The 22,647-nt window shown below is 45.4% G+C and carries 16 protein-coding genes; 15 read left to right on the forward strand and 1 reads right to left on the reverse strand.

The features are described 5' to 3' along the window. The first annotated feature begins 1 nt into the window (after window position 1). Window positions 2-922 (forward strand): RraA family protein, encoded by a 921-nt coding sequence (locus tag JT717_RS04435; protein ID WP_240347807.1) that lies wholly within the window; start codon window positions 2-4, stop codon window positions 920-922. A gap of 162 nt (window positions 923-1,084) precedes the next feature. Beyond that, complete coding sequence (locus tag JT717_RS04440) at window positions 1,085-2,218, forward strand: bile acid:sodium symporter family protein (RefSeq protein ID WP_205508963.1); 1,134 nt, start codon at window positions 1,085-1,087, stop codon at window positions 2,216-2,218. A 16-nt stretch (window positions 2,219-2,234) separates the two neighbouring features. Here JT717_RS04440 and JT717_RS04445 read toward each other — a convergent pair whose 3' ends face one another. Then, window positions 2,235-2,612: a winged helix-turn-helix transcriptional regulator gene (locus tag JT717_RS04445; protein WP_205508964.1), complete on the reverse strand. Its 378-nt coding sequence runs from the start codon at window positions 2,610-2,612 to the stop codon at window positions 2,235-2,237. 264 nt (window positions 2,613-2,876) lie between these two features. Between JT717_RS04445 and JT717_RS04450 the strand changes: the two genes are divergently transcribed. The 13 genes from JT717_RS04450 (at window position 2,877) to JT717_RS04510 (ending at window position 22,578) form a co-directional block, all read left to right on the forward strand. Beyond that, complete coding sequence (locus tag JT717_RS04450) at window positions 2,877-3,578, forward strand: DsbA family oxidoreductase (RefSeq protein WP_205508965.1); 702 nt, start codon at window positions 2,877-2,879, stop codon at window positions 3,576-3,578. Between the two features lie 161 nt (window positions 3,579-3,739). Beyond that, complete coding sequence (locus JT717_RS04455; protein ID WP_205508966.1) at window positions 3,740-4,309, forward strand: YceI family protein; 570 nt, start codon at window positions 3,740-3,742, stop codon at window positions 4,307-4,309. Window positions 4,310-4,320: 11 nt separating this feature from the next. Further along, entirely contained in the window at window positions 4,321-4,854 is a 534-nt protein-coding gene (locus JT717_RS04460) for a YceI family protein (protein ID WP_205508967.1), read from the forward strand. Between the two features lie 13 nt (window positions 4,855-4,867). Then, complete coding sequence (locus JT717_RS04465; RefSeq protein WP_205508968.1) at window positions 4,868-5,257, forward strand: hypothetical protein; 390 nt, start codon at window positions 4,868-4,870, stop codon at window positions 5,255-5,257. Between the two features lie 374 nt (window positions 5,258-5,631). Beyond that, entirely contained in the window at window positions 5,632-6,879 is a 1,248-nt protein-coding gene (locus JT717_RS04470) for a Pycsar system effector family protein (protein WP_205508969.1), read from the forward strand. Window positions 6,880-6,892: 13 nt separating this feature from the next. Beyond that, entirely contained in the window at window positions 6,893-8,944 is a 2,052-nt protein-coding gene (ppk1, locus tag JT717_RS04475; RefSeq protein WP_205508970.1) for a polyphosphate kinase 1, read from the forward strand. Window positions 8,945-8,953: 9 nt separating this feature from the next. Next, window positions 8,954-9,823, forward strand: a complete 870-nt coding sequence (locus tag JT717_RS04480; protein WP_205508971.1) for an SdiA-regulated domain-containing protein — start codon at window positions 8,954-8,956, stop codon at window positions 9,821-9,823. Window positions 9,824-9,835: 12 nt separating this feature from the next. Then, on the forward strand, window positions 9,836-12,373 hold the full coding sequence (locus JT717_RS04485) for a BamA/TamA family outer membrane protein (RefSeq protein ID WP_205508972.1): 2,538 nt from the start codon (window positions 9,836-9,838) through the stop codon (window positions 12,371-12,373). 170 nt (window positions 12,374-12,543) lie between these two features. Next, complete coding sequence (locus JT717_RS04490) at window positions 12,544-14,907, forward strand: GAF domain-containing protein (protein ID WP_205508973.1); 2,364 nt, start codon at window positions 12,544-12,546, stop codon at window positions 14,905-14,907. Between the two features lie 94 nt (window positions 14,908-15,001). Then, on the forward strand, window positions 15,002-16,024 hold the full coding sequence (locus tag JT717_RS04495) for a lipid A deacylase LpxR family protein (RefSeq protein ID WP_369411684.1): 1,023 nt from the start codon (window positions 15,002-15,004) through the stop codon (window positions 16,022-16,024). 254 nt (window positions 16,025-16,278) lie between these two features. Beyond that, entirely contained in the window at window positions 16,279-17,502 is a 1,224-nt protein-coding gene (locus JT717_RS04500; protein WP_205508975.1) for an ROK family protein, read from the forward strand. Window positions 17,503-17,627: 125 nt separating this feature from the next. Further along, window positions 17,628-20,999: a SusC/RagA family TonB-linked outer membrane protein gene (locus JT717_RS04505; RefSeq protein ID WP_240347808.1), complete on the forward strand. Its 3,372-nt coding sequence runs from the start codon at window positions 17,628-17,630 to the stop codon at window positions 20,997-20,999. A 25-nt stretch (window positions 21,000-21,024) separates the two neighbouring features. After that, window positions 21,025-22,578 carry a SusD/RagB family nutrient-binding outer membrane lipoprotein gene (locus tag JT717_RS04510; RefSeq protein WP_205508976.1) on the forward strand — a complete coding sequence of 518 codons (1,554 nt, stop codon included), beginning with the start codon at window positions 21,025-21,027 and terminating at the stop codon, window positions 22,576-22,578. Window positions 22,579-22,647 lie beyond the last annotated feature (69 nt).

The following is a 22,647-nucleotide window of genomic DNA, read 5'->3' on the forward strand; positions in this document are numbered from 1 at the left end:
AATGAGCGCTATTATATTTCCTGTTATAATCATGTGTTGTTTAACAGTTGCCGTGCAGGCCCAAACCATACCGCGCGATGAACTGATCTTTCTGACCTCGGCCTGGAAAGGGGAGCGGTTTGGGGATGGGCGGCCAAAAATTCCGGAGGACCTGCTTCGGCGCGCGCGCCATATTGCCATTGAAGATGCATGGACGATCCTGAACAATGAAGGGTACATCTGTCAATATGAAGGCAACTGGAAAATGGTGCATACCGATACCCCGGTAGTGGGCAGGGCCTTCACCGCCTGCTTTATGCCTACCCGTCCGGATGTAGAGAAGAACATCAAAGAAAGAGGTAAAAAGGAAGGACGCGTTGGCAATACCAATGCATGGCCCATTGATATGCTTAGTAAAGACGATGTATATGTAGCGGATGGCTTTGGCAAAATATCCGGCGGAACCTTGATCGGAAGTAACCTCGGTAACGCCATTTATACCAAAACAGGCACCGGTGTCGTATTTGACGCCGCCGCCCGCGACCTGCAGGGCTTGTCGGAGATAAAAGGATTCAATGCGTATGTGCGGGACTGGGACCCATCCTACCTGAAAGATGAGGTGCTGATGGGATTGAACGCACCTATCAGGATCGGGCATGCGATGGTAATGCCCGGTGATCTGGTAATTGCCAAAAAAGGCGGCGTATTATTTGTTCCGGCACATATGGCCGAAACGGTGATCGTCACTGCAGAGTTCATCACATTGAAAGATAAGTTCGGGATCAGCATGCTGAAAGCAGGCAGGTATACGCCCGGTGAGATCGACAACCAGTGGACCGATAAAATAAAGCAGGATTTTCTCGACTGGTTACAAAAGAACCCGCAGGAGATACCCATGACCCGGGCACAGCTGGATGAATATATGAAGAAGCGCACCTGGTAAACCAATGTGGTCATTGGTCAATCCCGCAGCCGGGGATACGTTGTGCAATACGCTGATGGGAATACTGTCACTGCGCCGCTCCCGGCTTTGCGCCCTGTAGTTTATCTCATGCAACGAATGCCATAATGTAAGCATCTATAACCTCTCATAACCATACTGACCATGACAAAAATTGCCTTGCCTGTAGCAGCAGTATTCCTGGTAGCATTTATTGTATTTTCCATTATCAATGGTGCTGCACATGCCGGGCCCTGGCTGATCGCTTTTTTTATCAGTTTGTCAATCGGTTGCCGGTCGTACGAGGCCCTGAAAGGATTTTCATTTACCATGCTCATCTTTGCTGCAGTTTCTACAGCACTTTATTATCCGCAATACTTCGACAGCTGGGGTGGTGTTAAGCTGGCTGGCTTTTTCACGCCTTTATTGCAGATCATCATGTTTGGAATGGGCACTGAGATGGGTATTAAAGATTTCGCCAATGTAATTAAGATGCCCAAAGCCGTGCTGATCGGTTTGGCGGGCCACTTTACATTTATGCCCCTGGCCGGTTATACGCTGGCAAGCCTGTTTAATTTTCCACCCGAGATAGCGGCTGGTGTGGTATTGATCGGCAGCATGCCCTGCGGCATGGCATCCAACGTTATGTCGTACCTCGCCAATGCCAACCTGGCCTTGTCGGTAACGCTAACGGCCATCGCTACCTTATTATCGCCTTTTTTAACGCCGCTGTGGATGAAGGTGTTGGGCGGACAATTCATTACTGTTGATGCAGGCGCCATGATGTGGGATATCATCAAGATCGTTGTACTGCCCATTGGCGCCGGTTTATTGTTCAATCGCTTTTTTAAGGGCAAAGTGAACTGGCTCGATAAAATAATGCCGCTGATCTCGATGTTTGGTATCGCCTTTATCATTGTGATCATTGTAGCGGCCGGGCGCGATAATCTGATCGTGATCGGACCGGCGCTGATCATTTGTGCCCTGATCCATAATACCACCGGTTACCTGTTCGGGTACTGGATAGGCCGCCTGTTTAAATTGGGTGAACGTGATGCGCGTACTATTGCCATTGAGGTGGGTATGCAAAATGGGGGATTGGCCTCGGGACTGGCGCGTGAAATGGGCAAGGCGGCTACCCTCGGATTAGCCCCTGCGATATTTGGTCCGCTCATGAATATCACGGGATCGATATTGGCCTCTTATTGGCATAAGCATAAGCCGGTTGATGAAGCCGTTGGTGAGGAGAACGCAGTTGGTAAGGTGGACAGGCTTGCGGTTGATGAGTTGACTCGTTAAGGAGTTGGGTGTAAAACTAACCCGTTTTGCTTTGTGCATACTCCGCCCTGTTCTTCAAGATACAGTCCATATGTTTGGCAGCCCATTCTGCCAGCTGTTCAATATGCGGTAATAAACTTCTGCCGAGGTCGGTCAATTCATACTCCACGCGCGGCGGAATCTCCGGGTACAGTTTACGCGAGATCAGTCCATCCGCTTCCAGTGACCGCAGGGTAACGGTCAGCATCTTCTGCGAAATATCCCCGATCTGCTGGTTCAATTCATTAAAGCGCTGCTTTCCAACATGTCCCAGGATTGAAATGATCAATATACTCCACTTGTCGCCAAAGCGATCAAGTATATGCCGGATCGAGCAATTAGAGTGCTCTGGTTTTTTTTCTGAACAATTTTTCATGTCTGAACATTGATAATCAATTACTATACTGTGTGTAAGTTACTATCAGACAGGTTACTACTTGGATGGTATTAACTTACTTCTTAGCTTTGACTCTCCAAAAGAGAGTAAGGAACTAATAGAATGCAAGTTAAAACAAAAAACTATTTAACACAAGTTCGGCGCTAAATTGACCCTATTCATGCTTATAAGTTTCTGAGAATGATCAGGATATGAAAGCGCTTGCCGAAATATAAGTTCTATAAAGCTCTGGAGGGAAGTATTATGAAAATAGAGATATGGTCAGATGTGATGTGCCCGTTCTGCTACATTGGCAAACGGCGCTTTGAGAATGCATTACAGGAATTACCATTTAAAAATGAGATTGAAGTGGAATGGAAGAGCTTTCAGCTCGATCCTTCCCTGAAACATGAGCCCGGTAAAAATATCAATCAGTACCTGGCGGAGCGGAAGGGCATGTCTGTGCAAAAAGCAAAAGAACTGAATCAACAGGTTACCAGCATGGCAGCTACAGAAGGATTACAATATGATCTTGATAAAGCGGTAGTCGCAAATTCATTTGATGCGCACCGGTTCTCGCACCTGGCCGCAAAATATGGCAAAGGTGATGCGGCGGAAGAAAGTTTATTCAGGGCCTATTTCACGGAAGGTAAGAACATAGCCGATCGCGATACCCTGGTTGAATTGGGAAAAAATATCGGCCTTGATGGCGACGAAGTAAAACGAACCCTGGAAAGCGATGCCTATGCGCAGGAAGTGCAGCAGGATATTGCAGAAGCAGAAGCGATAGGCGTGCGTGGCGTACCTTTCTTTGTTATTGACCGCAAGTACGCTGTATCGGGCGCCCAGGCTGCCGATACTTTTAAACAGGTTTTTGAAAGGGCCTATTCCGAATGGAAAAAAGAGAAAGGTCAGTTCACAACCATTCAGGGCGAAGTTTGTTCTACTGACGGCGACTGCAAATAAGTTCGGTTACAGGATAAAGATATATATTTGCTGCCCCCTGAGCGGCTTACCGTAAACGATTGCATTTTACATTTTTATTTACAATGAATTTTTTCAAACGAATACGTATTGGAAAAGTTACGGATCATTATATATACATTAAATACTCAAACAATAGAAACATGAAAAAAGCAACTATCATCGCAGCCTTATTGATCTCATCAGCAGCCACATTTGCACAAACCTGGACTGTTGACAAAGCGCACTCAAGATTAGGATTTAACGTAACGCACCTGTCAGTAGCAGAACTGGGTGGTACTTTCAACAGCATCGATGCCAAGATCACTTCATCAAAACCTGATTTTACCGATGCAGTGGTTGAATTGACCGCCGATATCAACAGCATTAATACCGACAACGAACAACGTGATAATCACCTTAAAGGCGCTGACTTTTTTGATGCTGAAAAATTTCCTACCCTTACTTTCAAAAGCACTTCATTCAAAAAAGTAAGCGACAAGAAATATAAAGTGAGCGGTAACCTCACGCTGAAAGGGGTGACCAAACCCGTAACACTGGATGTAGTACTGGGCGGTACCACTACCAACCCAATGAGCAAGAAACCTGTTGTAGGTTTTAAGATCACCGGTACCATCAAACGTTCTGATTTTGGTGTAGCTGCTGGTATGCCTGCTGCCATGTTAAGTGATGAAGTTAAATTGAACGCAGGCACTGAATTCGTAAAAGAATAATAAGATCTGATATGAAGAAGCTGATCTTTTCTATGGCAACACTGCTGGTTTTTACAGCAGTGTTCGCCTTCGCGGTAGCTCAAAAATGGGCCATAGCCGGTAATTACAGTATCAAGTTCTCGAGCAGCGATGTTTCGGGGATCTTCAAGACTTTTTCCGGAAATATCGTTTTCGATGAAGCGAACCTCGCCGCTTCAAAATTTGATGTATCCATTGATGTGAACTCTATCAATACCGGGAACGGTTTACAGAACAAACACGCCAAAGGCGCTGAGTGGTTCGATGCCGCCAAATACCCGGCGATCAAATACAGTTCCAAAAAGATCGTAAAAGCAGGTAATGGTTACCAGGTAACAGGCGACCTGCAGATCAAAGGGATTACAAAGGAATATACGATCCCGTTCACCTTTAAAAAAGCCGGCGCCGGTGCTACATTCAACGGCAGCTTTACCGTAAACCGGTCCGATTTCAATATCGGTAAACCCGGTGGCGATGTAGCTGAACAGATCAAAATTGACGTAGCTGTTCCGGTTAACAAAGGCTAATAAACCAACATGTATGTTTAAAAGATTATTGTTACTGGGGTTGGTATCGGGTGCGCTGGCGGGGCTGGCGGCTTTGATCTATCAAAAAGTATATTTCAAAGCAAATGAGGCTGATTTCTCCGCCATTGTAACGCCGGCGAAAATCTTCATCGGTGGTATATTGATCAACCTGCTGGCTTCGGTTGTTTACGGGTTGCTGATCAAATGGGCGCCAAAGACCGGTGACATCCTGTTTAACCTGCTTTTCGTAATACTCACGTTTGCCGCAATAGTAGTGCCCATCGGCTATATACTGCCACTCGATTACGAGCAGCCCGAATTATTCCCCGGATTGACCGTGCCTATGCTGTTTTTCCCGGCGTTGGCCTGGTTTACGTTCAAACCGGTTTTCATTAAGAAGTAAACAAGGATCCTGCGACTTGCAGGTAAAACGAGCTGTTGATGCGAGTTTACAAGGCCGGAAGTGTGAATCAGAAGATTACAGTCATTGAAAGGTTATATCGAAAGGATGATAGTTGTAAACTTCCGGCCAATTTTTGCATTTTTCAGCGCAGATATACATAAGGAATATTGCTCAGGCCCTGACGCTACCGTCAGGGCTTTTTTGTGTAAGCCGCGCCCGGCACGGGTCAGCGGCAGAGCAACCATTTTTTATACCCCCGGTCTTCATAAATGAGTTTACCTTTGGGTTATACAGGCATAATTCTCAATAGCTGACAAATAATTTTACCTGATTATATTTGTTATATACTTGTAGACAGTAAAAGAATTCCTTATATGAATTACTATACGTTATTGGATGATATAAAGCAATACGTAACCAATTTCTTCCACACCCACCCGAGTGATAAAATAATTTATCATAATCTGGTGCATACCGAAAATGTAGTGAATGCAGCTGTTGAGATCGCCAATCATTACCGGCTGAACGACCAGGATTATTTCATCGTTGTGACGGCCGCCTGGTTCCATGATATCGGTTATTATACCGACCCAGCCCGGCATGAAGAGAAAGGGGCCGAAGAAATGGCTTCTTTTCTGAACAGGAAGGGAGTTGAAGAAAAAGTCATCCAAACCGTAGCCAACTGTATCAGGGCCACCCGTATGCCGCAAAATCCGGAAACAATGCTTGAGAAAATTGTTGCCGATGCCGACCTCTATCATTTGGGCACCTCCCGGTTCAGTGAATTCAATAAGGAATTGCGAAAGGAATTTATCGCATTGCATAATATAGATATCAGTAAAGACGAATGGCGTACCAAGACCATCCGACTGCTCGAGACACACCAGTACCATACCGACTATTGTCGGTTGTTGCTGAGCGATACCAAGGCCAGGAACCTGGAGAAATTGAAGACAAAAGTGAACGGGAAACAGCCGGAGCTTAAAAATGCCAAACCGGTTTTACCCGAAATACCATTGCAGCAGCCGGCCAAACCGAAAGTGAAACCGCTCCTGCCCGAACTGGCAGACGATGATAAATCTAAACGGAAGAGCCGGCCCGACAGAGGTATTGAGACCATGTTCCGCATAACATCGGCCAACCACCAACGGCTAAGCGACATGGCCGACAGCAAGGCGCATATTATGATCTCGGTAAATTCGATCATAATATCCGTTCTGCTCAGTGTATTATTAAAGAACCTGGAACAATTCCCTCAATATACTTTGCCTGCACTGACCCTGCTGACCGTTAGCCTGGTGACCATTGTTTTTTCAATACTGGCTACCCGGCCCAATATACCCCGCGGAACATTTACCCAAACCGACATCAGTGAAAAAAAGGTAAACCTGTTATTCTTTGGAAATTTCTTTAGAATGAGCATGGAAGATTATACTTCGGGTATGTTGCAGATGATGGACGATCGCGACTTTTTATACCGCAGCCTTATTAAGGATGTGTATTCACAAGGGGTAGTGCTGGGGGCCAAATACCGGCGTTTGCGCATCTCCTACAACGTATTCATGTATGGATTGATCATATCTGTGATCGCATTTTCCATTGCCGCAATTGTAACTACTTAGAACCGGTAACAGCATGCAATCAGCATTTTTTTTCGATAGGGATCTCAGCTGGCTTTCTTTTAACGGACGGGTGCTCGAAGAAGCAGGTAATAGTCATGTGCCAATACTGGAGCGCATCAAATTCTTATCTATCTATTCGTCCAATCTCGATGAATTTTACCGGGTACGCATGCCCGCGGTCATGGCCCTCGAAAAGATCCATCAAAAAGGGGCCGACCAGCAGGCGGCGGAGGCCAAAACTGCCATATTAAAAGAGATCACTACCATTATCAACCGGCAGCAGGAAAGGTTTGGTGCTATCTTCACCACCGAGATTTTGCCCTTGCTGAAAGAAAAAGGCATTCATTTAGTGTATAATGAGCCTATGCCCGACAGTATAAAAGAAGAAGTGTCGGCCTACTTTTATACCCATGTAATGGCTTTTTTGCAACCGGTGTATTTATCCATTTCCGGCATTAAATTCTTTCCGGAAAATAACAAATTATACCTGCTCACTGTAATAGAAGGCGAGCGGGGATTCAATGAGCTGGTCATAATAAATATTCCTTCCGATAACCTGCCACGCTTTTATGCGGTTAAAGCGGATAATAAACAATATGTAGTTTTTCTGGATGATATTATAAAGGATAATCTATCGGCCATTTTTAAACATGCTGTTATTAAAGGATGTTTTAGTTTTAAAATAACCCGCGATGCCGAGCTCGACGTGGAAGATGATTATGAAGGCGACCTGGCCCGTAAAATTGAAGATCAGCTGACCAAACGCGATTTTGGTTTGGCTACCCGCCTCCTGCATGAGCCCGGCATTGAAGACGGACACCTGCAATTATTGGTAATGGCATTGAAACTGCAGCATGCCAGCATTATCAGGGGAGGCTGTTATCACAACCTGAAAGACCTGGGTTCTTTTCCCGTGAACGAAGCAGGTATGAGCTATGATAAATGGCCGGCGATCAGGGTAAAGGCCGGCGATGGCTCCCTGTCATTATTTGAAGCAATTGAAAAGAAAGATCTCTTATTACATCCGCCGTATCAGTCTTACGACCTGGTCTTGCGGTTCTTCAATGAAGCGGCGGTTGACCCCGATGTTTCTGAGATCTATGTTACATTGTATCGAATTGCGAGTGATTCAAGGATCGGCCATGCGCTGGTGAGTGCTGCCCGCAATGGTAAAAAAGTGTCGGTGCTGGTTGAATTAAAAGCCCGGTTCGATGAAGCCAATAATATCCGCTGGGCAAAAAAGATGAAGGCGGCGGGGGTTAAAATAATCTACAGCGCCTTATCGCTGAAAGTGCATGCTAAAATTGCCCTCGTAAAAAGGAAAAAGGAGAAACGGATTTCCTGTGTAGGACTGCTGGCAACGGGCAATATGAATGAAAGTACCGCCCGCTTTTATACAGATCATATCCTGTTCACGGGGCATCCTGAAATGCTCCGCGAGATGGAATTGCTGTTCATCTTCCTGGGGCACCGGAAAAAAGCCGGCAATCCCGGCCTTATCAATTTCAACCACATACTGGTAGCGCAGTTCAACCTGCAGGAGCGGTTCCTGCAAATGATCGACCGCGAAATAACCAATGCCCGGGCCGGTAAGGAGGCTGCCATCACCATCAAGATGAACAACCTGGAAGAAAAGGTTCTGATCAGCAAGTTGTACGAAGCTTCACAGGCAGGTGTACAAATCCGCTTGATCGTGCGAAGTATTTGTTGTTTGAAACCCGGTGTGCCCGGCTTAAGTGAACATATTACCGTTAAGCGGATCGTTGACAGATACCTGGAGCATGGGCGGATCTTTGTTTTTCACAATAACGCGGCTACAGAATTGTACATGGGCTCGGCCGACTGGATGAACCGGAACATTTACCGGCGTATTGAAGTGTGTTTCCCGGTGTATGATGAAACCATCAAAGATCAGATGCTGCAATTGTTGCAACTGCAGCTCGACGATAACGGGCAGGCGGTGGCCATTGACCAGCACCTGAACAATGTACCCCTGCCAAAAAATGGAACCCTGGTGTATTCGCAAAAGGCTATCTATGAACTGTTGGCCAAACAGCAGGGATAAACAATGACTATGTGTACTATAAAAATAAATACAGGATGGTTCATTGTGTTGGGTTTTGCCCTTACCGTGGCCGCCTGTAAACCAAAACGAAAATTTGAAGGACCACCTGGTTATGATGTCAATGCCCCCAAAAAATTTGTTATGCCGCCCAGTTTGCAGGAGATCTCGGGCATTGCTTTTTACCAGGGCAATAGCGATACCGTATATGCCCAGGAAGATGAGAATGGTAAACTGTATTTCCTGAAACCGGGCGATAAAAAATCTTCCAATTTTAAATTTGCCAGGCATGGCGATTATGAAGATGTAGCCATCTGCAACAATACGGTGATCATGTTGCGCAGCAATGGCATCCTGTTCAGTTTTCCATTTGCCGATATTCACCTGGTAGAAGAGAAAGGGAATGTTATTGAATGGAAAGACCTTTTGCCCAAAGGCGAATACGAAGGCATGTATGCCGATGAAGCAAGCAGGCTGATCTATATCATTTGCAAGGATTGTGCGAATGAAAAAAGCGGTAAAACGGCAAAAGGGTATATCTTGCAGCTGTCAACCGATGGAAAGATCAGCCAGCAAGGCGAGTTTGCGGTGGATGTGAAGGAAATAGAAGAGGTTACCGGCGTCAGGAAAATAAACTTTAAGCCATCTGCTCTCGCATTTAATCACATTACCAGGGAATGGTACATCATATCATCGATCGGTAAATTACTGGTGGTAACCGATAGTAACTGGAAAGTAAAAGCTGCCTACAATTTAAATCCAGCCCTGTATTATCAACCTGAGGGAATAGCCTTTGATAAAATTGGCAATCTGTATATATCCAATGAAGGCGGAGATCTGCATGCCGGAAATATTTTAAAAACTACCTGGACGGGAAAGTAAACCTGGGAGCCTATGCCAAAGCGAATTTTACACCTTGCACTGCTTATTGTATTGTCTGCACCAATTGCCAATGCGCAAACCGATAGCGCCATTGCTCAGGCGCATCCTTCTTATGACAGTGTAACCCGCATGCATCGAAGATTGTTCGGTGAAAATTTCCGTAAGGAATGGGCCGCTCCTGTAAAGCTGCCGGTGATCAAATTATCAGAACGTGGCCTTACCATATTACAACGGGGTGGCGGCAAACAAACCCGTTCCCTTCGCCTCAAAGATGCCAGTGGCAGGGAATGGGTATTGCGCAGTATTGAAAAAAATCCCGAGATCATTTTGCCCGAACCTTTGCGGGTAACCTTTGCGGCCGACTGGTTTCGGGATGCCATGAGTGCACAACATCCCTACTCACCATTAATAGTGCCTGTGTTGGCAGAAGTTGCACAGGTACCACATGCCAGTCCTTTGATTGGATATGTAGCGCCGGATCAAAACCTGGGTCAATATGAAAAGGAGTTTGCCAACACCATGTGTTTACTCGAAGAAAGGGAGCCTTTCGGCGACTCAGACAATACGCTCAAAATGCTGGAGCGCCTGAATGAGGACAATGATAATATAATAGACACCATTGGCTTTTTCAGGGCCCGGCTGCTCGATATGTTCATCGGCGACTGGGACCGCCATGAAGACCAGTGGCGTTGGTTTGATGAACAGCAGGGCAGTGGCAGGAAGTATGTAGCCATACCCCGCGACCGCGACCAGGTACTGCGCCGTACGGAAGGATTTTTTCCGAAAGTGGCTGCCCGCAAATGGATCGCTCCTTTCTTAACCGGTTTCGATGGTGATATCAAACGCCAGAATCACTTCTTCTTCAATAGCCGCAAACTGAATGCCCGCTTCCTGATCCAGCTTGATCATGACCGATGGATGGCGATGACACATGATTTTTTGGCGCTTATGACGGATGAGCTGCTGGAAAAAGCCCTGTTGAGGTTGCCCCCGGAAGTATATGTGATGAAACACGATGAGCTGTTACAGAAAATGAAAACGCGGCGAGCCAACATGCCCAGGGCCATGGAGAAATATTATTATTTCCTGAACCGGATCGTTGATATACAGGTATCAAATAAAAACGAACTGGTGGAGATTACCGATGGTCCCAATAATGGTTTGTCGGTGGTCATTCATAAACTGTCGAAAAAGGGAAAGGCAGATACTCAACTGTTCGCCCGTACCTTCTTTCCCAGGGAAACCAAAGAGCTGCGTTTCTTTTTGCGCAATGGTAACGACAGCGTAGTGCTGAACAATTCCCAAAAGAAAATAAAAGTAAGGATTGTAGGCGGCGAGGGTGCGAAGGTGTATGCCGTACAGGCGTCAGGCAAAAAAGTGAACGTATATGAGAAGGAAACCGGCGCCACTTTTACCGGGAACACCAATCGGTTGAAAAAACACTTGTCGAACGATACGGCCAACACCGCTTTTGTACCTACCAATCCCTATGGCATCGTAAGGCCGGTGGTGGTGGCCGGTTTCAACCTGGATGATGGCCTTTTGCTGGGGGGCGGCGTTAAGATCATAAAACAGGGATTCAGAAAAATACCATATGCCAGTGTGCAGCAGATAAGCCTGGCGCATTCTTTTTCAACAAGCGCCTTTCGCATCCGCTATAAAGGCGAATGGTTACAGGCGGTTGGAAAAGCAGATATCACCATGCAGGCTGATATCTTTGCGCCCAACAATACCCGCAATTTTTTCGGCCGGGGCAATGAGACCGAGTATATTAAGGTGGGCGATTTCAGAAGGTTCTACCGTACCCGCTACAATGTGTTCCAGGCCAATCCTTCCCTGCGCTTTCATATAGGCAAAAGCACCACTTTGAGTGCTGGTCCGGCCATTCAATACTACCATTCAGACAGCGTCGAGAACAATGGACGTTTTATAAACAATAAGGCACTCATTAATTCATACGACAGTAACACTGTGCATGTAGACAGGTTGCATGGAGGTGTAATATTAGGCCTTGTACGCGACAGACGTAATAACATACTGATACCCTCGGAAGGGCATTATTTTAGTGTTATAACGCATGCCTATGCCGGCTTAAATGATGAAAGTGAATCATATGTGCAGGTAATACCGGAAATAGCCGTGTATAAGAACCTGAGTAAAAAAGGGACCGTGGTGCTTGCAGAACGCTTAGGCGGTGCTGTTACTTTCGGTAAATCAGCTTTTTATCAATCTGCTTTTTTAGGCGGACATGAAAACCTGTGGGGATACCGGCAGTACCGTTTTGCCGGTGAGCATATGTTGTACAACAATCTTGAGTTTCGTATAAAGCTTGGTAACTTTGTAAATTATATCCTGCCCGGGCAATATGGCGTTACTGGTTTTTATGATGTAGGCCGGGTATGGGTGAAGGACGAATCATCCACCATCTGGCACCAGGGAGTAGGCGCGGGAATTTATTTTGCACCTGCTCAAATGGCAGTATTCCAGTTTACGACCGGATACTCAAAAGAAGGCTGGTTCCCCTATGTGATCATGGGTTTCAGGTTTTAACAACGGCGGCTTTCATATGTTATTATAACCGGTAAACCGGTGCGCGGGATGACAATCCTGCTGTTTTTCAGTTGTGGCATCTTATTGGGAGTTAGCTCCGGGCTAAGTGTGCCACACCTGGTTATTACGCAAATTAGGTGTGGCACACCTTGCGACAAATAGGCTCTGGTATGCAAACGATGACGATCAACATTAATGAGAAGTTTACGCTGGATCATGTGGATACGGCTTTTTCACTGCGCCCATTCATTAACTTTTTAAGAAAATCGCTCAAGAACGATTCGTCATTAAAAGATAAACTCACCGCATTTTTACTGGAAAAGATGGAACAGTATCCTGAACTGGAAGGAGATGTGGCCATCGATTACATGGACAAATACCGCGACATCCTGGAGCTGATCTTTGTGAGCATGTCGAATGTAACGGAAGATGAGAACCGCTTACCGTGGGCGCTGGGTATGCCTTTACGGCCGCTGTTTGTATACGGCACCAATGCTTTTTATAACCTGATGATCGACGGCAAACACAAGAAACTGAAGAAAGCCGTGACGCAGAGCGATGATAAAATGATGCGCATCCGTAACCTGCGCATTGCCTATTCTTTTATCCTCGAGCGCTTGTACAATTTCTCGCCATTTCATAAAAACGAGATCATTCATACGTTTGTTGATGAAGACACCGGCTTGCTGAGGCATTTAAAAATAAATATAGACACCCGTTTTATCGAAGTTACCCCCGTTGGCGAACTGCCCAGTTTTGCCAGCATTTCCAATCATGGCCACCTCGACGAAGAGCATGGTTTTGAAAGGCTGCAAAAGCTGTTGCCATTGAGCCTGTTCAAGTTCAGGGGTATGTCGGTAGTAACCATAACCGATGAAACTGTAAAATATGCGGTAGAAACGATTAAGAATACCATGATGACACGTCACCAGCTCTCGGAAAATGAGTGTTACTGTGACGTTTCCAAATCGCTGAAAACACTGGTGCAGAACAATGCCATTGACTTCAATATAACGCCCCTGTTCCGCATCAATGATAAATTAGTGCTGCCGTACATGCACGAGATCAAGAGTGTGCTGATAACAGAGGATTGCCAGAGCGAGGCGGCACACAGCGCTTATCAATCTTTTGCAGAGGAATATATCCGCAATCCGCGGCCGCTTATTTATAAAACCATTTCGAGCAAGGAAGCTAAATTATATCCCTTCTTATCAACCTGTACCCGAAGCGGCATACAATCGTTCATGGTATTACCGCTTTTTTCCAATAATAAGATCTCGGGGATCCTGGAAATTTTTACGAAGGAACCGGGCATACTGGATGAGAAGATCCTGGCCATGCTGGAGCCGGCTTTTCCGGTGCTGGAGCAACTGGTGCAAATTTCGATCGACGATTTTAACCAGGCCATTGACAATGTGATAAAAGAAAAGTTCACTTCGTTGCAACCTGCCGTGCAATGGAAGTTCAACGAAGCGGCCTGGCATTATGTGCAGGAGGTTGACAGTAAGGGCAAGGGAAAGATTGAGACCATCAGCTTCGAAAATGTGTATCCGCTGTATGGCGCCATCGATATTCGCAATTCAACAGTAGAGCGTAATAAAGCCCAGTTTGGCGATCTGCAAATGCAATTTTCTATTCTGCTGGAAACCTTGCAGGAAGTGAAAAAGCATTACAATCTCGCGTTGACCGACGAAATGATCTACAAATGCCGTAAATGGAAAAATACGCTGGACGATACGTTAACACCCCATGGCGAAGTAAAGCTTACCGATTTCCTGGAGAAAGAAGCGGTCTCCTTTTTAAAACATTTCAAGCTCACCCATCCCGGATCGGCCGGTATTGTTGAAAGATATTTTGAAGCCATTGAAGAAACCAAGGGCATTGCATGGACGAACAGACGCCAGTTGGAGGAGTCGATGCAGATGGTGAACACGGCCGTGAACAACTACCTCGATCTGATGAAGGATGAATTGCAGTTATCGTATCCCTGCTATTTTGAGCGCTTCCGCACCGATGGGGTAGAGTATGATATTTATATCGGGCAATCCATTGCACCGCAAAAGCCTTTTGATATCCTGTACTTGAAGAACCTGCGGCTTTGGCAGTTGTCATCGATGGCCGCCATTGCGAAGATCACGCATGAAATGCTGCCCAAGCTGTCGAAACCATTGCAAACCACCCAGCTGATATTTATCCATAGCAATACGATCGATATCAGCTTCCGTAATGATGAGCGGCGTTTCGATGCAGAAGGCGGCTACAATATCCGTTACCAGGTGATCAAGAAACGGATCGATAAAGTACATGTGGCCGATACCAATGAACGGTTGACCCAGCCCGGAAAAATTGCGCTGGTCTATTTTAACCGCCGGGATGCCGATGAATATATATCTCACATTCAATACCTGCAGGAGCAGGGGATCTTACTGGATGACCTGGAATTCCTTGACCTGGAAGAATTGCAGGGTGTGGCCGGATTAAAAGCCCTGCGCGTTGGCATTAATCTCGAATATGATCATAACCAGGCTTCCTGATAAATACAAATCAGGTAACGAAATTTTAATAGAAGAAATCCTTTTATAATTTCGCCCTCGCTGCAAGTTGACTTATCTTCAATGGATAGTACTTATGAAGCGAGGGCGATATTTTTTTCTGGCGTTGTTAGCAGTTTGTATAGCAGGGGCTGTACATGGGCAGCAGACCTATAGGCATATGCTGCGGCTCTATGAAGACAATGACCTCTTTAATGTAGTGGGCGGCATTACTGACCGCGGTTACACGAATGGCACCCGGCTCGATTATTTCTTCCAGCACCATAATTCATCCCGTTTTTTTCTCAACCGGATATTACCGAAAGCCGGCGACAGCAGCGTTAATACGAATGGCTTCAGCATTATGCAGGTAATAGTTACGCCGAAGAACATTTTAAAGAGAATACCTGATAAAAATGATTATCCCTATTCAGGGGCGCTGTTCGCAACCCATAGTTTGCATTCGACCAATGCCGTCAGAAAATACAGTCTGCAAACGGTGTTAATGGCCGGTATAATGGGGCCGCCTTCGATGGCCAAAGAAACCCAGCAATTCAGTCATCGCCTGGTGGGTTACTTAAGGCCCCAGGGCTGGGACTACCAGCTCAAGACGGACCCGCTGCTGAATGTGCAGCTGGCCGCAGAAAAACAGCTGGCTCAGATTCAGAAAAGCGTTGAGGTCATCGGCGGAGCGCAGGCTTTCGCAGGTACGGCCATGAATGGGCTTGGCGTTTATTCGCTCATCCGCCTCGGCAAAATGGAACCCTATTTTAATGGATATCTCACACGGTTTGCCACGCCGCCAGGGAGGGGGCGCCGTCAACAGCTTTATCTGGTGATCAGGCCGGCGCTTGAATGGATGCTGACCAATGCCATGATCGATGGCGGCATTTTTAATGGACATAAGAAAATACTACCCGACCAGCCTGACGATCCCAATGATGATGAACCACCCATGGGCGACAGGGTGCGTAACCGCCTGGTAGCCAGGTGTGATTATGGTGTGGTGCTGTCCCTGGGCCGCATCTGTTTTTCCTTCACGCAATCTTCCGCTACGCCCATGATAAAGGGAACGGGCAGGAAGGACATGGCCAATATTTCTATAGAACTTGCCTGGTAATATATAAGCCGTTTTGGTAAAGCCACCACGTTTTGAGCGTGGTGGCTTTACCATTTTTAGCCGGTCTTTAACAGAAATGAACGGCGGATATGGCTGCATGTCCTCATAGAACAGCACTGCTTTAGAATTTTTTTAATTTGATAGTCAATAAACTAGCGTCAGTAATAGAAAAAAGTTAAATACTTTTCTAAAAAAATTAAAAACATATTTTAACTTACCGTTAAATTTGAAAAAAGAACCTGCTAAGGACGCACATGGAAAAAAACTTATTGTATAAAAGGAGGATCGTAAAACACCTTTATTTTGGCAATATGCTTTCATGTGCCGATTTGAGCGACAAGATCCATAAAAGTATACCACTTACCACCAAGATGCTTGGTAAGTTGATGGAGGAGGGGATGGTGACAGAAACAGGGTATGCCGCCTCGACGGGCGGACGCCGGCCTGTGATGTATTCGCTGAAGCAGGATATCATGTATGTGGTGTCGGTGGCCATGGACCAGCTGGTTACCCAGATTGCCATCCTTGACATGCAGAACAGGAATGTGACCGATATTGAGCTGTTTGAGCTGCCTCTGACAAAAAATCCAAACGCCCCCGCAGCACTCGCCGAAAAAATAAATGAGATCATCACCAGGTCTGGAATTCCGAAAAACAAAATTGCCGGGGTAGGTATTGGCATGCCTGGTTTTGTGAATTCGGTAAAAGGCATCAACTATACCTTTCTCGAGACAGACGGCTATACCATTAGCCAGTACATTGCCGGCAAAGTAAAATTACCGGTGTTCATCGATAACGACTCGCGCCTGATCGCATTGGCCGAACTGAAGTTTGGTGCGGCCCGCAACAAAAAGAATGCGCTGGTCATCAATGTGGGTTGGGGTGTAGGATTAGGAATGATCCTGGAAGGCGAGCTGTTCAGGGGGCACGATGGCTTTGCCGGGGAGTTCAGCCATATACCGCTTTTTCTGAATAACAAATTATGCAGTTGCGGTAAAAGCGGTTGTCTGGAAACGGAAACCTCCCTGCTGATCGTGATTGAAAAGGCCAGCAATGGATTGAAGAATGGGAAATTGTCGATGCTGAAGGAAAAAGAATTATCGGCTGATCATCCTGAAAAGGCTTTCCAGAATATAGTAACGGCTGCAAGCAAGGGCGACAAGTTTGCGGTAGAGATCTTATCGGAAGCCGGTTACAATATTGGCAGAGGTGTAGCTATCCTCATCCATTTATTGAATCCTGAAGCGGTGATCCTGAGCGGACGCGGTTCTTCGGCCGGTAAGATCTGGCAGGCGCCGATACAGCAGGCATTGAATGAACATTGCATCCCCCGTTTATCGGTGAATACCGAGATCGCCGTTTCGGTGCTGGGGTACAATGCCGAGCTTACGGGTGCAGCTGCCCTTGTTATGGAGAATTATGAAAGAGAAGAAGCCCGACCCCTTATCTATGAAAATAAACCGGATGTGTTCATTTGATCCGGTTCCTACCTTACCTATTTCACCTACCTACCTATGAAAGAATTGAGCACATGATTGCGAAAGCAATCCAATATCTGCAACATAAATCATCAAACTATTTATTGACAAACAAACAAACTGCTATGACGAAAGCAACAATCCGGTTACTTCTGATCATGCTGGCAGGAATCTGGGGCCTTACAGGAACTGCACAGGAAAAAAAGATGATCACAGGAGTAGTAAAGGATAGCGCTGGTAAAGCCTTGCCAGGTGTATCCGTTTCCGAAAAAGGAAGTTCTTCTGCTACTGTTACCGACATGAACGGTATGTTCAGGGTCCAGGTTTCCACACCAAACCCGGTCCTGGTTTTCACATCCATTGGTTTTGACCGAAAAGAAATTGCTGTAGGGAGCCAAACCTCCCTCGATGTTAGTCTCTCTGGTGAGGTTACCAGCCTTGAGGGCGTGGTGGTCACTGCGCTGGGTATCAAAAAAGATCAACGAAAACTGGGGTATGCTACTACACAGGTGTTAGGGAAAGACATCGTGCAATCAGCGCCTACCAACTTCGGCTCAGCATTGTATGGCAAGGCGCCCGGCGTTACTATTAACACAAACCCTGGTGGTGCCACCAGTGCGGTTGGTATCCAGATCAGGGGAGTTAACTCAATTAACTATCAACGCCAACCCTTACTGGTTGTTGACGGTGTAGTTACCCGCAACGGCGACGCCAATAGTGAAGGATATTGGGGTGGCAACCAGCGCCTGAATGGTAATGGTTTGCTGGACATTAACCCTGAGAACATCGAAAGCATCAACATCCTAAAGGGAGCTGCCGCCTCTGCGTTGTATGGTTCTGATGCCAACTTTGGAGTTATTGTAATTACTACAAAGAATGGTAAAGGCCGTAAAGGATTGGGTATTGAAGTTAACCTCAGTGGTAATGTGGAAAATGTGGCAGTTACACCTGACCTGCAAACAAGTTGGGGCCCGGGTTATGAGCGCACAGTTAACATTGCGTCATTTGGTGCAGATGATAAAGGCTGGTTGTACAATGCAAATGGGGATAGATATCCCATTTTCCGGGCATGGGCACAGTATGGCCCTAAACTCGATAACGGCCAAGTGTACTGGTGGGATGGCCAGATGCGTGAATACAAAGCCCAATCCAACAACTGGAAAGAGTTCTACAGAACAGGGCATAGCGAGATCGCTAACATTGCCGTCAGTAATTCCAGTGAAAAGATGAATTATCGTTTTTCTTATACCCGCAACAATTATAAAGGTATACAGATAGGCGGTAAACAAGAGAAAAACACATTCAACTTCAATTCAACCTATAAGCTTAACAATAAGGTTTCAATTGACTTGGTTGCCAGTTATGTAAATGAAAAGGTGCATAACAGACCACGTCAGCTGTTTTATGTAACCAACAACTTTGGCGGTTTCTTCAGTCCGGCTGAGTATATGGACGTTTTATTTGATAAGTATAAAACCTCCAAAGGTTATAAATGGGTTCCTTTTAATTCAAACGTTGATGTTGATGAAAGAATAAAATATAACATAAGGGCAACGGACTTTCTCGACTTTTTGTGGAATCAACTGGCGAACAGTTTTGATGAAACCAGCAACCGTTTTCTTGCCTCTGCGACAGTTAATTACAATATCGCTAAAGGCTTGAACTTCCGTGGCCGTTATGGTACTGATTATACTGGTTATTTTGCCGAAAACAAGGAGCGTTCAACGCAACCCATTTCCTTTGGAGCAACCGGCCGGTACTCTACCAACACCAATCGGTTTGTATTTAATTATGGTGATGTGCTGTTAACATATGAGCGTAATATTACAGACGATCTGAAAGCCACTGCATCTATCGGTTACCAGGGCCGCAGGGAGGAGTATCGTTACAATGAAGCTTCCACCCGGGATGGATTGTCGCAGGAGAACTGGTTCAGTTTAAATGCTTCCAAAGGCAATGCTACGGGTTCTGCCCGGAGAACGGTACTTGTAAAAGATGGCATGTTTGGTATGCTTAACCTGGAATACAAAGACTTCCTTTTTGTGGAAGGTACTTTGAGAAGAGAACGTACTTCATCTTTGGCGCCGGGCAACAATACTTTCTATTATCCTGGTGTCAGTGCTGCTTTGGAATTGAATAACGCATTTGAATTGCCTGAATTCGTTAGCTACAGCAAACTGCGTGCAGCTTATGGTGTGGTAGGTAACCCACCTGATGCTTACGTAGGCAATGTATTGTACTTTGCCAATCCAATATCTAACATCGAAGGAATTCCCATTCTTTATCCTCCAACTGAAAAATATGGTAATAAAGAGTTGAGGAACGAGATGAAAAAGGAAATGGAGTTTGGCTGGGAGAACAGGTTTTTCAATAACCGTTTAGGTTTTGACCTTACTTATTACAATAACAAGATCATAGATCAGATCACCGCGCTTACTACACCGGCCTCTATTGGCGCAACCAGTGTAATTGTAAATGTGGGTAATATGCGGAATTACGGTGTCGAGCTGGGATTATTCGGTACACCTGTAAAAACCAGAGATTTTGCCTGGGATACAAGGTTGAATATGGCATTTAACCGCAACAAAGTTGTTTCGCTGAAGGAAGGTTTGGAAAGCATCCAGTTGGGAAGCGTTGATAACGGCGCTTTACTTGTAATTGCACAACCAGGCCGGCCCGCAGGCGATCTTATGGCTTACAAAAGGAAAACAGACGATAAAGGCAACTTTATTGTGAATGCAGCAGGCTTTTATGAAGTTGACTACAGCAAACAACAAGTGGTTGGAAACCTGCAGCCCAAAGTTAATGGTGGTTTTATCAATAGCTTTACATATAAAAATTTCAACCTGAATGTGGTTGTTGACTTCCGTTTTGGCGGCCAACTGGTTTCACCAACCTGGTTATACGGAACCGGAGCAGGTATGTATAATAACACGTTGTTTGGAAGAGATGCCGAACATGGTGGCCTTTCTTATTATTATGAAGTGGATGTCCCAGATGCAAATGGTAAATATTCAAATGGTAATATAAAACCGGAGAATAAGAAAATAGGGATTGCGACAGGTTCAGCAAAGGGTCCCCAAAATCAAAGAGTCTTCGATGACGGCATGATACTGAAAGGCGTTACAGCTGACGGTAAAGAAAATACGACGATAGTAGAAACACCTGCTTATTACCGGTCGAGATATGCCTGGGGCTCCGGACCAAATGCTCAGAACTATAGCAGCTATCAAGATGCTATATTTAACAACGACTTTATTAAAATGCGTGAAATCACGTTGTCTTACACACTTCCCCGTAAGGTGGCTGGTTTCATTAAAGCACAAAACCTCACCTTTACTGTGTTTGGACGTAACCTGTTTTACTTTAGTAAAGACTTGCCCTACTACGATCCTGAAGAAGGTGTGGGTACTAACTGGGTTTCCCAGGGTTCCACTAATGGTTCAGGTAATGCCGCTACCAGATCTATCGGCGGCAGCCTCAGGGTTTCATTCTAAACACATTTGTTAAACATCGACAATTATGAAAAAACTTATTATAGCAATCCCGCTTTTAATCATAGCGACAGGCGCACTGCTGACGGGGTGTAAAAAGTCTGATTTTGAGGATAATTATCAGAATCCAGACGGGTCTGTTTCTGCCACTATCCCAAGTTTGTATGCCGCGCTGTTTTTTAATGAAAGAGTTTTGCCAAGGTATTGGGGTCTTTTTACTTTTCAGGTGCCGGTAATGGGTACTTATTCACAAACTTCAGGATATTCACAGGGTGATAAAATATATGAGCAACCAGTAACCTATACAGAGGACCGTTGGGAGTATTTTTATAATAACACCATGGCCCGTTATCGTGAAATAGAGAAGTTCTATAACGGTCTTACGAACGATGCTGATAAAGCCGGTTATCAGTTGTTCCTTGAAACTTCGCGGATATTCGTTTATGATCAGGCGGCCCAAATGGTCGACATGTGGGGAGATATTCCTTTTTCAAACGCTGGTCAGTTAAATACAACAGGTACTATTATTATGCCATCCTATGACAAGGCTGCGGATATTTATGCCTTCATCCTAACTGATCTAAAACGCATCTCCGATTACCTCACTACTGCTAATTTGGGGCAGTTTTATAAAGACCAGTTAACCACCTATGATTACGTAAACAAGGGTTCAATTTTGCAATGGCGTAAATATTGTAATTCACTGTTGTTGCGTTTGGCTATGCGTATTTCATATAAGGATGAAACAACCGCAAAATCGCTGATTCAAACCATTTTGAACAACCCATCACAATATCCAGTGATTGATGCTGCCGCCGAAAGCATAAAAATTCAGCCTAAGAACATCCAAAGTTCATTGGTTGTAGTGAATGATATAAGAGAGGGGATTGAGGTCAATCCGTTTGCGCCCGGTAAAATGGTTGAAGATGTAATGGCTCCGGCAACTGATCCTCGTTTGCCCATTTACTTCACTGCAAATAAAAACGGCGAATATCGTGGCGTGCCGAATACCTGGAGCGCTACGCGGGTGGCTGACTCAATCAGCAAAAATTATTTCTCACGCTGGGATTCAACCACTTTCTCTGAGAATAATTTGTTTCCGGGCATCATTATGACCGCTGCTGAAGTAAGTTTCCTGAAAGCCGAAGCATTTGAAAGATGGGGCGGGGGTAACGCCAAAACTGCATATGAGACTGGTATTAAGCAATCTATTCAATTTTACGTAAGCATTAATAATAATAGCGATTACGGTGGTGTAAAAGAAGCTATGCCATCGGATGCAGCTATTAATACCTATCTGCAAAATTCCATAGTGGCATATGGCACCAACAACCTGGAAAAGATCGCTACCCAGAAGTGGATCGACTTTGGCGTGATGCAGGCGCACCAGGCATGGGCCGAATACCGCCGCACCAAACTACCGAATTTGAATTTTATTAACGATCCTTCTTCAGTGGGATCACCTAAACCACCTACCAGGTTGGTGTATCCTAACACTGAAGTTACTTTAAATGCAACCAACTATGCAGAAGTAAAAGCAGGAGATAACGTTACTACCAAGATCTTCTGGGATGTAAAATAAGTTAATATCAAGTGTTGAGAGTTACGGCCCCGATATTCATATCGGGGCTTTTTTATTTTTATTCCTTAA

The organism is Longitalea arenae (assembly GCF_016924755.1).
GTDB classification, from domain to species: Bacteria; Bacteroidota; Bacteroidia; order Chitinophagales; family Chitinophagaceae; genus Niastella; species Niastella arenae.

Bases quoted from the DNA above. Each gene is read 5' to 3' on its own strand.
- JT717_RS04435 (WP_240347807.1), top strand. From the start codon at position 2: ATGAGCGCTATTATATTTCCTGTTATAATCATGTGTTGTTTAACAGTT.
- JT717_RS04440 (WP_205508963.1), top strand. From the start codon at position 1,085: ATGACAAAAATTGCCTTGCCTGTAGCAGCAGTATTCCTGGTAGCATTT.
- JT717_RS04445 (WP_205508964.1), bottom strand. From the start codon at position 2,612: ATGAAAAATTGTTCAGAAAAAAAACCAGAGCACTCTAATTGCTCGATC.
- JT717_RS04450 (WP_205508965.1), top strand. From the start codon at position 2,877: ATGAAAATAGAGATATGGTCAGATGTGATGTGCCCGTTCTGCTACATT.
- JT717_RS04455 (WP_205508966.1), top strand. From the start codon at position 3,740: ATGAAAAAAGCAACTATCATCGCAGCCTTATTGATCTCATCAGCAGCC.
- JT717_RS04460 (WP_205508967.1), top strand. From the start codon at position 4,321: ATGAAGAAGCTGATCTTTTCTATGGCAACACTGCTGGTTTTTACAGCA.
- JT717_RS04465 (WP_205508968.1), top strand. From the start codon at position 4,868: ATGTTTAAAAGATTATTGTTACTGGGGTTGGTATCGGGTGCGCTGGCG.
- JT717_RS04470 (WP_205508969.1), top strand. From the start codon at position 5,632: ATGAATTACTATACGTTATTGGATGATATAAAGCAATACGTAACCAAT.
- ppk1 (WP_205508970.1), top strand. From the start codon at position 6,893: ATGCAATCAGCATTTTTTTTCGATAGGGATCTCAGCTGGCTTTCTTTT.
- JT717_RS04480 (WP_205508971.1), top strand. From the start codon at position 8,954: ATGTGTACTATAAAAATAAATACAGGATGGTTCATTGTGTTGGGTTTT.
- JT717_RS04485 (WP_205508972.1), top strand. From the start codon at position 9,836: ATGCCAAAGCGAATTTTACACCTTGCACTGCTTATTGTATTGTCTGCA.
- JT717_RS04490 (WP_205508973.1), top strand. From the start codon at position 12,544: ATGCAAACGATGACGATCAACATTAATGAGAAGTTTACGCTGGATCAT.
- JT717_RS04495 (WP_369411684.1), top strand. From the start codon at position 15,002: ATGAAGCGAGGGCGATATTTTTTTCTGGCGTTGTTAGCAGTTTGTATA.
- JT717_RS04500 (WP_205508975.1), top strand. From the start codon at position 16,279: ATGGAAAAAAACTTATTGTATAAAAGGAGGATCGTAAAACACCTTTAT.
- JT717_RS04505 (WP_240347808.1), top strand. From the start codon at position 17,628: ATGACGAAAGCAACAATCCGGTTACTTCTGATCATGCTGGCAGGAATC.
- JT717_RS04510 (WP_205508976.1), top strand. From the start codon at position 21,025: ATGAAAAAACTTATTATAGCAATCCCGCTTTTAATCATAGCGACAGGC.